Raw genomic sequence first — 12,127 nt, 5'->3', positions numbered from 1 at the left:
GGGGTGCGGCATCCTGCCCCCGGCCTACCGTGTCGGCATGTCCTACGACGAAGTAGAACCCACGACCGCCACGGCGGCCACGACCGGCACGCACGATGTCGCATCACCGACGGCGGTCCCCGACGACATCATCGCCGAGTTCGATGAGGAGCGCCCGGCGCGACGCCTGCAGGCACGCCTTGACCGCGCGATCACGGCGTACTGCTTCGTCGTGTCGCTGTTCGTGCTGTATCAGGTGTTCTATCCGCTGCCCCAGGGAAAGCAGTTCTCGCTGATCGTCTTCCTCTCGGTCACGCTGCCGCTGACCTTCCTTCTCTATCGAGGGCGCAAGCATCGTCGGAACCCGCTGCGCTCCGACGCGCCCACCGGGTGGGACTGGGCGCTCACGGCGGTCACCCTCTTCGTGTGCACGTACCCGATCCTTCCCCTCGTGATCGGCGATGGCGGTGGTGGGTTCGACGCGTTCCTGAATCGTCAAGGCATGCTCGGGGTCGTCGATGTGATCGCTGGCACCGCGCTGACCGTGCTCATTCTCGAGGCGACCCGCCGCACCACCGGCCTCGTGCTGCCGATCTTCTGCATCGTGTTCTTCCTCTACGCGTACTATGGCGGATTTCTGCCGATGGACTGGGCCATCAGCCACGCCGGCGTGGACTTCGACCAGATCATCAACGGGTTCTACAACGACCAGTCGGGATTCTTCGGCACGCCGCTGGGGGTGGCCGCCACCTACATCGTGCTGTTCATCATCTACGGCGCGGTGCTCTCGGCGACCGGGGCGGGGCGCTTCTTCATCGACTTCTCGTTCTCGCTGTTCCCCAGTTCGCGGTCGGCCTCGGGGCGAACCGTGGTCACCAGCGGCTTTCTGCTGGGCACCGTGTCGGGATCGGGCACGGCGACGGCCGTGACCCTCGGGTCTCTTGCCTGGCCGATCCTGCGCCGTGCCGGATATCCCCGCAACAATGCGGGCGGCATGCTGGCGGCTGCGGGCATCGGCGCGATCCTCTCGCCCCCGACGTTGGGGGCGGCCGCTTTCATCATCGCCGAGTACCTGCAGGTGTCGTATCTCGAGGTGATGATCTGGGCCATCATCCCCACGATCCTGTACTACGTCGGCATCTTCTTGGCCGTCGAGATCGACGCCCGGCGCTTCGCGACCCAGGCGGTGGACGTGCCGCGTAAGCATCTCGGCAAGCTGGTCGCCCGCTTCGGGTACCACTTTCTGTCGCTGGCGGTGATCATCTTCTTCCTGGCGGTCGGGCTGCCGCCGTTCCGGTCGATCGTGTATGCGACGCTGGTGGCCGCGTTGTTCGGGCTGGTCGAGCGCACGGTGTCGCGGCGTGATCCGCTCGACGACGACGCAGTCGTCCAGCGACTTCCCGCGGCGGTGCTCAGCTACCTCGGCGAGCTGTACCGCAGTCTCGCCAGCGGCATCCGCAGTGCGATGCCGGTGGTCGCGGTGTGCGCGGCAGCCGGCATCATCACGAGCGTCATCGTGAAGACCGGCATCGGACTCACGTTCGCCCGCCTGCTCGTCTCGCTCGCCGAGGCCATCAGCGACGAGCCGGCCGTCACCCTGATCATCACCTGCGTGCTCGCGGCGATAGCGATCATCCTGCTCGGCCTGGCCGTGCCGGTGACCGCGTCGTTCATCATCTCGTGGGTGATCATCGGCCCGGCGCTTATCACGCTGGGCGTGGCGCGGCCCGAAGCGGCGATGTTCATCTTCTACTACGCGGTGCTCTCCGAGGTCTCGCCGCCCACCGCGCTGGCCGCCGTCGCCTCGGCGGCGATCACCGGCGGAGACACGATCAAGACGATGTGGCAGGCGGCCAAGTACACCCTGCCGGCGTTTCTGGTGCCTTTGGCGTTCGTTCTTACCCCGGCCGGCGGTTCCCTGCTGCTCAAGGGTGCACTTGTCACCTCGCTGTGGACCGCTGTCGTCTCGCTCATCGCCGTCGCAGCCCTTGCCGGCGCCACCGGTGGGTGGGTGCTGGGTCCCGCCTCGTGGCCCGAGCGCACTCTGCTGCTTCTGGGTGCGCTGTGCTGCCTGTACCTCGTGCCGGCCTCGATCGGCATCGGCCTGGTCTTCATCGCTGCGGCCGTGGTTCTCAACGGGCTGCGTCGGCGCCGTGGCCGTCGGCGGCTCGATTCCCCGGCGGGCATGATCGCGTCGGCGTCGTGAGCAGTTGCCGCGGCATCCCATCCGCTTCTGACCGCGTGACAGTCCTGACCATCATCGAGAGGAAAAACAGATGACCACTTCCAAACTCCGGATCTCAGCGATGTTCGCCGTCGCGGCGGCGTCGGCGCTGCTGATGACAGCGTGCGGAGGCCAGCAATCGCGCGAGCCGGTGGCAGCCGGCTCGGGCGAGGCCTGCGTCGCCCCAGCCCAGCAGCTGACGATCGCCACCGGTAACTCCACCGGCGTGTACTACGTTCTGGGCGGGGCGATCTCTGACGTGCTCAGCACCGAGACAGATCTGCGTGTCACCGCCGCCGAGACCGGAGCCTCGGTGCAGAACATCGAGCAGCTCGTCGCGGGTGATTACGACATCGCGTTCTCGCTTGCCGATACCGCATCGGACGCGGTCAACGGCACCGGATCATTCAGCGAACCACAGCCGGTGAAGGCGCTGGGGCGAATCCACTCGAACTACACGCAGGTGATTGTGCGAAAGGACAGCGGCATCCATACGGTCGCCGACATGGCAGGCAAGACGGTTTCGACCGGGTCGCCGAAGTCAGGCACCGAGGTGATAGCTCTTCGACTGCTCGAGGCCGCGGGCCTTGACCCCGACACCGACGTGACGACGCAACGGCTCGATCTCGCCACGAGCGTCGATGAGCTGCGCAACGGCACTCTCGATGCCATCTTCTGGTCGGGGGGACTGCCCACCCCCAATCTCACGGAGCTTTTCACGATGGACGCCGGCACGGTCGAGTTCCTCGATGTCACGCCGGAACTGGCGGGAATGCAGAAGATCAGCCCGGTCTATCAGAAGGGGGCGATTCCGGCCGACACGTACGGTCTTGACGCCGATGTGCCGACGATCATCGTGCCGAACATGTTGCTGGTGCGGGGCGATATGGACGATGCGACCGCGTGCGACATCACCGACACCATCTGGAGCAACGTCGACAAGCTAGCACAGGTGCATGCGGCCGCAAGCGAGTTCGATGCCGCCACGGCGACACAGACCGATCCGATCCCCCTGCACCCGGGTGCCAAGGAGGCCCTGGAAGCGCTCGCCGGCAAGTAAGGCTGATCGGGGGTGGAGGCAGCCCCGGTCGTTCTCAGCCGGCGGGCACCTGTTCCCATGCGCCCCTCCGGCGCAGCGTGGCCCCGCGCAGCTCGACGAGCTGCGCGGGGCCACGCTGCCGGTGGGCGGCAGCAGGCAGCCAGGTGGTCGCGTCGGGCGAGAGGGGCAGGATGTGCACGGTGACCCGGTCGCCCGGGCCGATGCCGACTTCCCGCACCGCCACTGACCAGCGCGTGCCGTCCCAGAACCGATCGTCGACGATCCGGTCGTTCACACGCAGCTGTGCGACATCCCCCGCCCAATCGATGTCGATGACGGCATCGGCCTCGAACGCGGCCGCCGGGATCGACAGGGTCCAGACACCGGCGAGGGACTCGAAGCGCGCTGCCGTGGGCGCGGAATGGCGGCGCCCGCGCAAGCCGTAGTCGGGCGGGACGATGCCCGGCTCACGCAGCGGCTGCGCGGCGAGTTCCTCGACGGGGTCAGCGCCCCGGCCGGCTCGCAGCATCCGCCATTCGCCGGCTTCGTACGCCTCGATCCCATCGCCGCCGCGGGCGAAGAGGCATCCCGTGCCGTCCCACGCCAGCTCGGCCGAGGACAGCAGCAAGCGCCGCTGCCCGCCAGCGCAGGGCTGCACCCACGGCTGCGCGTCGTGCGGCAGAGTGAGCACGGCCAGGCTGCCGAACACCCGGGTTTTCCGGCCCGGCGTCAGGGGGTGGGTGACGCCGTCGATGCTGATGCGCGCGGGGATTCCCGCATCTTCGACGAGCACGAGGGTCGGTCGCCGGCCCGGTATGACGGTGAGGGCGGATGCCGTGGCCCAATCCACTATCGCGTCGCCGAGCGGCAGCCGCACCGGCCAACGCGCGAGCGTTCCCGCCGGAACCGTCATCGCCGGAAAATCGACCGTCGCCTCGTCGAGCTCGACGCGCAGCCGTACCTCGGGAACATCGGCGAGCTGTGAGTAGGGCTGATGATGCGAGACCACCACAAAGCCGCTGGCGCCGTCGGAGCGCAGCGCCCAGCGCAGGGTCGTACGGTCGTCGACGCCGTCGGGTCGCGTGTCGGGCAGCGTCGATGACATGTCGCCGAGCAGCGGGCCGAAGGCGTCGAGGAACGCATGCTGCATCCGCAGCAGGCCGGCCGAGGCTGCCAGATCACCGGACTGGGCGATGGGGGCGTGAAAGTCGTATCCGAGCTGCGGCAGATCGTTGGGATACCCGGTGTCGTGTGATTCCTGCAGTCCGGGCCCGGGGTTCACTCCGCCCGCATACATGTAGTAGCCCTGCCACGCCGATCCGTTGCCGATCTTCACGTGCGCGAGTGCGGCGATGTCGCGCGCTGCCAGCACCGGTCGCCGGTGATAGGCCGCGGCCATGCCGCCGCCCAGTTCGCAGGTGGCCGGAGGGAAGCCGGCCAGCCCCGCGCTCGCCGTGGATCCGAATCCCTGCGCCCGGCGCACGTCGATGCCCACGCCCGGGTCGTCCCACTGGTGGGAGGGGAGGAAGTGCGCGCGGAAGTTCGGCTGCCAGCCGTCATCGGGATCGACCCAGAAGCCGTCGGCGTAGCCGCCCCAAAGGGGGAAGACCTCGCCATCGGGCAGCTCGGCGCCGCCCCAGGCCGTGGCGGTCCACAGTGGGGCGGCGATCCCCGCCTCCTGCGCGAGACGCTTGAGAGTGCGCAGGTGATCGGGGCGGTCGTACAGTTCGTTCTCCAGCTGGATCGCCAGCACGGGCCCACCGGGGCGGGCCCTGCCGTCAAGAGCCTCGGCGAGCTGCGCGAACCATTCGCGCACCAGCGCGAGATAGCCCGGGTCATCGGTGCGGTGTGCCACCGGGGTGCGCTGCACCCAGTCGGGGAATCCGCCGTTTCGGGCCTCGGCATGAGCCCAGGGACCGATCCGCAGGGCGACCTGAAGACCGGCATCCGCGCATTCGTCGATGAATGCGGCCACATCGAGATTGCCGTCGAAACGTGGATGCCCGCGCTCGGCGACATGATGCAGCCAGAGCACATAGCTCGAAGCGACGGTCACGCCGTTCGCCGTCAGTTGGCGCAGTCGTTCCCGCCATCGGTGACGAGGCACGCGACTGAAGTGGATCTCACCCGAGATGGGAATCCACGCGGCATCTCCCCGCCGCAGCGCCCGGTCGGTGACAGTGAGCGCGTGCGCGGCCTCGGCGGCGGTCGGCATCGGTGCCGTGTGCGGGGGATGATCCCACCCGCGGTGACGCACCCGGTGGCTCACCTCGCCCCGACGATCGCGTTGTCGAGTTCGTCAACGTCGACGCCCGGGCGCATCGCCTGGTTCGTCAGCAGCACCCAGGCGATGCCCGCCGTCGGGTGCACCCAGAACTCGGTGCCCGACCAGCCGCCGTGGCCGTAGGTGTCACGGTCGATCAGACCCGGTGCGCGCGAGCGCAGATTCCAGGTGAAGCCCCAGTCCTGTCCGCGGGCGGCCGGGTATGGTTCCAGGCGCGGGATGTCGCCGGTCAGCGGGCGTCGCATCATCTGAAGCGTTGCCGGCTTGACGATGCTGTCGGCCGCGCCCGCGCCGATGCGCAGCAGCTCGCGTCCGACACACAGCAGGTCGTCGGCGCGACCGGCGAGTCCGGCGCCGGGGGAGCGGGTCGCGCGGAAGCGCGCCATGTCCAGACCCGCCTGTGCCGCATCGATGACCGGGACGGGATGCTCGGGGTCAAGGGTCAGGCCGCCGGCGCCGATGCCGGCCGCCCACTCGCCGAGTGCGGCATCCCAGGTTCGTCCTTCGGCGTGCTCGATCAGCGCGGCGATGCCCTCGGAGGCGAGGGTGGAGTAGCGTGACGCGGTGCCTGCGACGAAGTCACGCCCGCGGGTGAGCAGTTCTTCGCGCAGCGGCAGCGGGGTGTCCAGCGGCGGCTCGGAGATGCCCGAGGTATGGCTGCCGAGGTGCCACAGTCGTACGGTGTCATCTCGAGCGACGCCGAAGCCCGGCAGGGCATCGGACAGGGGCGTGTTCAAGGTCAGCAGCCCGCGTTCGACAGCCCGTGCGGCGGTGATCCCGGTGAGCACCTTGGTGATCGAGAACAGCGGGTAGACATCGTCGGTGCGCGTGGCACGACCGTGCACCTGGCCGAACGCCTCGAGCGCGGTCGCACCGTGCGCGTCGGTCACGCCGAGCACGGCACCGGGCAAGCGCCCCGCGTCGATGTGCCGGCGCACCCATGCGAATGCGGCGTCGAACACCATCACTCCACCTCGTGTCCCAGATCGGGGCGCGCGACGAAGCGCGCCGTGGCGTCGGTCATCGTCTCCAGTTCGACGATGACGATGTGGTTCTGCCCCGCGCGCGTCGCGGGGACCGGAACGTACAGCGTACGCTGCGGGCCCCGCCGCCAGTAGCGTCCGAGGAAGAATCCGTTGACCCAGGCGTATCCCTTGCCCCAGCCTCGGGTGTCGAGGAAGAGATCGGCCGGCTCGTCGAGCGCGAAAGTGGCGCGCAGCCCCGCCGGGCCGGCAATCGGGCCGCTGGCCGCGGCATCGTCGGCTGCGGCATCCCGCACCGCACTCTCGAGAGCGAAGACATCGATCGTGCGCACCCGCCAGGGGCCGTCGATCGGCTCGCCGTTCAGCCGCGGGGTGCCGATGAGCCCCTTCGGCTCGCCGATCTTGGTGTCGTAGTTCACGCGGCCGGTCTCTTCGACGCGCAGGGTGAGCGTGTCGCCGGCCGGCAGCGCCAGGCTGTGGTCGCCGAGCGTGCGCTGCAGGGTGCCGACCGACGTGCCGTCACGCGAGATCCACGCGATGTCGCGCACGTCGGCGGCGAGCACGCCGCTGCCGGGAACGGATGCCGTGTACTCGGCGAGCGCGATGTCGGGGCCGAGCTCGTCGAAGGTCGGGGGAGCGGGGAACTCGCCCCGGTCGGTCGTGGCGTCGGCCAGCGGGTTCGAGACGAGATGCAGGGCCGCAGCCAGCACGGGTGCGTCGTGCGGCTCGGGCAGCGGCTCGTCGGGCACCGGCGCGTGCCGGGCAATCACCTCGCGGAAAGCGCGGAACTTCTCGGTGATCTCGCCCGCCTCGCTGATCGGGGCGTCGTAGTCGTAGCTGGTGGTCATCGGCAGGTAGCGCCCCGAGTCGTTCGCGCCGGCGGTCAGGCCGAAGTTGGTGCCGCCGTGCACCATGTAGATGTTCACCGAGGCGCCGGCGGCCAGCAGCAGTTCGAGGTCGGCGGCGCTGTCTTCGGCCGAGGTCGTGTGGTGCTTCTCGCCCCAGTGGTCGAACCAGCCGCACCAGAACTCCATGCACATCAGCGGGCCGGTGCTCTGGTGCTCGCGCAAAGTGGCCAGACGTTCGTGGATGCGGCCGCCGAACGAGCCGGTCTTGTGCAGGGCGGGGTGGGCGCCGTTCTCGAGCATGTGCGCGATGGGCTGGTCGACCTGGGTGAGCGGCACCGTGATGCCCGCGGCCCGGGTGAGGCGCACGAGGTGGTCGAGGTAGGCGGTGTCGCTGCCGTAGGCGCCGTATTCGTTCTCGATCTGCACGAGGATCACCGATCCGCCGGTGTCGATCTGGCGTGGCGCGATGATCGCGTTGACCTTCTCGAGGTATCCGGTGATTTCGGCGAGGTAGCGCGGGTCGGAACTGCGCAGGCGGATGCCGGGCTCGGCCGTGAGCCAGGTGGGCAGGCCGCCGTTGTGCCACTCGGCGCACACGTATGGGCCGGGGCGCACGATCGCGTGCAGTCCCTCTTCGGCGACGATGTCGAGGAAGCGGCCGAGGTCGACGTCACCGTCTTCTCGCCACTGGCCGCGCACCGGTTCGTGGGCGTTCCAGGCGACATAGGTCTCGATGGCGTTCAGGCCCATGAGCTTGGCTGTGCGGATGCGGTCGCGCCAGAGGTCGGGGTGGATGCGCGGGTAGTGCATCGCGCCGGAGATGATGCGGTGTGCGCGGCCGTCGAGCAGGAAGTCGGTCTCGCCGATCCGGAAGCGTGAGGTTTCCGTCATGTGATCACCCTATCCGGCAAGCGCTTTCCCCGCCCCTCCCGCTCCGCGGGTGCCGGGGAAATTCGATATGGAATTCGCGAGACCACATCAATTTTCCGGCAGTTTGATGTGGGTTGGGAAATTCCATATGGAATTTCCCCGCTGGACCGGTGTCTTGAGCGGAGGGTTGACGCGACGCGGCGGGGTGGGGAAAAATAGAGATGCGCGTCTGGTAAGCGCTTTCCCATCCCATGATCGAAGGAGATCTTGTGCGAGATCAGCACCGCCGCATCCGGCCGCTCGTCGCGGCACTGACGAGCGTCGTCGTCGTCACCGGAGGGCTCGCGCTGGCAGGCCCCGCCGCAGCAGCCGACGACATCGACCTCGCGTTCGACTTCGGCGGGCCCGCCTCGCCGATCGCCGACGGATGGATCGGCGTCAACCCCGGCACGACGTACTCCGCCGACGCCGGCTACGGGTTCACGGTCGCGCCGGCCTCGAACGGCTTCCGCGACCGCGGCGGTGACGACGCGATGAAGGGCGACTTCACGATCAGCGCGAACCAGTCGTTCGCCGTCGATGTGCCCGACGGCACCTACGAGGTCACCGTGTGGGCGGGCGACCTCATCGCCGGCAACACCACGAGTCTCGACGTCGAGGGCACCGCCTATGCCGGGCCGCGAACGAACTCCGGTGTCATCAATGAGAAGTACTTTCCCGCCATCGAGGTGACCGATGGGCAGCTGAACGTCACCGTCACCGGAGGCGACGGGCGCATCAACGGCCTCACGGTGCAGACGCCGTTGGCCGCTCCCACCGCGCTGCATGCCGCCGTTGCGGCATCCGTTCCGGCCGTGGATCTGAGCTGGGATGCCGCGGCCGACGCGACCGGATACGCGGTGTACCGCGCCGACGGCGACGACCTCACCGAGATCGGCCGCACCACGGGGGAGCTCGCGTTCCGCGACACCGATGTCGAGATCGGCGAGAGCTATGACTACGCGGTGGCGACGGTGAAGGGGGCGCGGGTCTCGCAGCCGAGCGAGCGGCTGACGGTCGATGTCATCGACGCGAGCGTGGCCAAACCAGTGGTGCCCACCGGTGTCGCGGCATCCACGGTCGAACGCAACAGCATCACCCTCACCTGGGATGACGCCGGCGACGCGCGGCAGTGGAAGGTCTACCGCAGCACCCGTGCCGACATCGCCTACGACCTCGTCGGAACTGTCTCGGCGCCGACGTTCACCGATGACGACGTGCTGACCACGCGCCCCTACCTGTACCGGATCGCCGCGGTCAACGACGGCGGCGTCTCGGAGCGCTCCGCTGTCTTCTCGACCCCCGTTGCGACCACCCTCGTGCGTCAGGTGGAGTACCTCGACCGGGCGCCGGTGGCCGTCAAGGTCGACGACGGCGTGTACCTGAGCTGGCGGCTGCTGGGTCTGGATGATCGCAAGCTGGGCTTCAACGTCTACCGCGACGGCGTGCGGGTCAACGACAAGCCGATCACCGACTCGACGAATCTTCTCGATGCGGGCGGTACCGCCGATTCGACCTACTTCGTGACAGCTCTCGTCGACGGTGCCGAGGTGCCGGCCACCGACGAGTTCGCCGTGCACCCCGATCAGTTCTTCGACATTCCGCTGGACAAGCCCGCCGACGACGTGCTGCCCGACGGGCAGACGGTGACCTATGCGCCCGGCGACGCGAGCGTGGGCGACCTCGACGGTGACGGCCAGTACGAGCTGGTGTTCTTGTGGAGCCCGTCGATCTCGAAGGACAATTCGCAGTCGGGCTACACCGGAAAGGTGTACATGGATGCCGTCGAGTTGGACGGCACGAAGCTGTGGCGCATCGACCTCGGGGTGAACATCCGTGCCGGAGCGCACTACACGCAGTTCGTGGTGTTCGACCTCGACGGCGACGGCAAGGCCGAGGTGCTCTTCAAGACCGCCGACGGCACAGTCGATGGCACCGGCACGGTCATCGGCGACAAAGACGCCGACTACCGCAACGCCAGCGGATACATCCTCGACGGTCCCGAGTACCTCACCGCCTTCGATGGGCGCACCGGCGCCGCCATCGACACCGTCGACTACGACCCCGGTCGCGGCGACGTCTCGGCGTGGGGCGACTCGTACGGAAACCGCGTCGACCGGTTCCTGGCCGGCGTCGGCTACTTCGACGGCGAGCACCCGAGCGCCGTGTTCAGCCGCGGCTACTACACCCGCACGGTCATCACGACCTGGGACCTCATCGACGGCAAGCTCGTCGAGCGCTGGAAGTTCGACTCGAACGACGCGGGCAAGCAGTACGAGGGGCAGGGCAACCACCAGCTGGTGACCGCCGATGTCGACCGCGACGGCCTCGACGAGATCGTGTTCGGCTCGATGACGATCGACGATGACGGCACTCCGCTGTACAACACGAAGCTCGGGCACGGCGACGCCCTGCACGTGGGTGACTTCGTCACCGATCGCCCCGGTCTCGAGGTGTTCGCCGTGCATGAGGATGTCTCGGGCAACGGTGGCATCGGCGCCACGATGCGCGACGCCGAGACCGGCGAGGTGATCTGGCAGACCGCTGCCACCGACGACACCGGGCGGGGCGTCGCCGGCGACATCGACCCGACAAGTCCGGGTGCCGAAGCGTGGAACGTGGGCGGCAACGTCTGGAACTCGCCGACCGGGTCGCTGAAGTCAGAGCACGGCGAACTGCTGTCCACCAGCATCCCGGCAGCGAACTTCGTCATCAACTGGGACGGCGACCTCTCGCAAGAGATCTTCGACCACGACTACGACGAGGCCAGCGCGGCCGGCGTGCCGACGATCTCGGAGTGGAACCCTGCCACGCAGAGCTCCGACCAGCTGCTGCGGATGGATGGAACCCTCACGAACAACACGACCAAGGGCAACCCGTCGCTGCAGGCAGACCTGCTCGGCGACTGGCGCGAAGAGGTCGTGGTGCGCACCGATGACGGCAACGCGCTGCGCGTGTACACGACGACGGATGTGACCGATCAGCGGATTCCCACCCTGATGCACGACTCGCAGTACCGCCAGTCGGTCGCGTCGCAGAACAGCGCGTACAACCAGCCGCCGCACACCAGCTATTACCTCGGCGCGGGCATGGACGAGGTTCCGGCGGCGAGCATCGCGTACACGAACGCGCCCTCGAGTGCGGTCGCGGCTGCTCCGTCGGCGGCGACGCTGTCGAACACCAGCGGATGGGCGAGCGGGCTGCACGACGGAACGTACGACGTCGACATGAACCTGTGGTGGGGCACGCCCGGGTCGTTGTTCCGGCTGTATGAGAACGGCGCGCTGGTGGCGACGCGGCTGCTGGATGCCTCGGGCACATCGCAGAGCGCGACCGTGTCGTTCAACGGCAAGAAGAACGGCACCTACGTCTACACGGGCGAGCTCGTGAACGCGAAGGGCGTGACGAAGACCGGCTCAACGACCGTGAAGGTGACGGATGCCGCACCCGGCAAGGTCGTCGTCTCGCACGACAATTGGGACGGAGATGGATCGTTCACCGCGACCGCCGATCTGTGGTGGGGGACGAACGCCACCTCGTACCGGTTCGAGCTCGATGGCGAAGTGGTCGGCTCGGGCGACCTTGTCGCGGCGTCGCCGAACGGGCAGCGGGCGAGCGTGTCGCTGACCGGTGTCTCGCGCGGCACGCACACGATCGTCGCTGTGTTCGCGAACGCGGCGGGCGAGACGACCTCGGCCCCGGTGACGGTGAAGGTCACGAAGTAGCGCCGAGTGGTTTCGGCAATTCCCTGTGGAGGAAATTCCATATGGAATTGCCGAAACCACACCAATTTGCCGGCGGTTTGATGTGGCCTGGGAAAATCCATATGGAATTTCCCGAGGCGGGGCGGGCGCGACAGGG

Annotated in this window: 6 protein-coding genes; 3 read left to right on the top strand and 3 right to left on the bottom strand. The window is 68.2% G+C overall.

The genetic code is table 11. From position 1 onward, the window contains the following. The first annotated feature begins 37 nt into the window (after positions 1-37). Together ET475_RS03230 and ET475_RS03225 are read left to right on the top strand one after the other, a co-directional pair. Entirely contained in the window at positions 38-2,185 is a 2,148-nt protein-coding gene (locus ET475_RS03230) for a TRAP transporter permease (protein WP_129385966.1), read from the top strand. Between the two features lie 70 nt (positions 2,186-2,255). Next, a complete protein-coding gene (locus ET475_RS03225) occupies positions 2,256-3,263 on the top strand; it encodes a TAXI family TRAP transporter solute-binding subunit (protein ID WP_242497749.1) in 1,008 nt (335 codons plus the stop codon). Positions 3,264-3,297: 34 nt separating this feature from the next. On the opposite strand, the gene ET475_RS03220 is transcribed toward ET475_RS03225, so the two are convergent. Genes ET475_RS03220 through ET475_RS03210 form a run of 3 tightly spaced genes read right to left on the bottom strand, consistent with a single transcriptional unit; the run spans position 3,298 to position 8,248 of the window. Then, positions 3,298-5,457, bottom strand: coding sequence for a beta-galactosidase (locus ET475_RS03220; RefSeq protein ID WP_129385964.1), 2,160 nt, complete (start codon positions 5,455-5,457; stop codon positions 3,298-3,300). A gap of 50 nt (positions 5,458-5,507) precedes the next feature. Continuing rightward, complete coding sequence (locus tag ET475_RS03215; RefSeq protein ID WP_129385962.1) at positions 5,508-6,491, bottom strand: serine hydrolase domain-containing protein; 984 nt, start codon at positions 6,489-6,491, stop codon at positions 5,508-5,510. After that, the gene (locus ET475_RS03210) at positions 6,491-8,248 is read right to left on the bottom strand and encodes a glycoside hydrolase family 35 protein (RefSeq protein ID WP_129385960.1); all 1,758 of its coding nucleotides are present in this window, start codon (positions 8,246-8,248) and stop codon (positions 6,491-6,493) included. Before ET475_RS03210 ends, ET475_RS03215 begins: the two co-directional genes overlap by 1 nt. Positions 8,249-8,496: 248 nt before the next feature. Between ET475_RS03210 and ET475_RS18235 the strand changes: the two genes are divergently transcribed. Beyond that, entirely contained in the window at positions 8,497-11,991 is a 3,495-nt protein-coding gene (locus ET475_RS18235) for a rhamnogalacturonan lyase family protein (protein ID WP_207205396.1), read from the top strand. Positions 11,992-12,127 lie beyond the last annotated feature (136 nt).

The sequence above is a fragment of the Microbacterium protaetiae genome (genome assembly GCF_004135285.1).
GTDB classification, from domain to species: domain Bacteria; phylum Actinomycetota; class Actinomycetes; order Actinomycetales; family Microbacteriaceae; genus Microbacterium; species Microbacterium protaetiae.
This window is presented reverse-complemented; position numbering and strand designations above follow the sequence as displayed.

Coding starts and splice junctions, on each gene's coding strand:
- ET475_RS03230 (WP_129385966.1), top strand. CDS start 38: ATGTCCTACGACGAAGTAGAACCCACGACCGCCACGGCGGCCACGACC.
- ET475_RS03225 (WP_242497749.1), top strand. CDS start 2,256: ATGACCACTTCCAAACTCCGGATCTCAGCGATGTTCGCCGTCGCGGCG.
- ET475_RS03220 (WP_129385964.1), bottom strand. CDS start 5,457: ATGCCGACCGCCGCCGAGGCCGCGCACGCGCTCACTGTCACCGACCGG.
- ET475_RS03215 (WP_129385962.1), bottom strand. CDS start 6,491: ATGGTGTTCGACGCCGCATTCGCATGGGTGCGCCGGCACATCGACGCG.
- ET475_RS03210 (WP_129385960.1), bottom strand. CDS start 8,248: ATGACGGAAACCTCACGCTTCCGGATCGGCGAGACCGACTTCCTGCTC.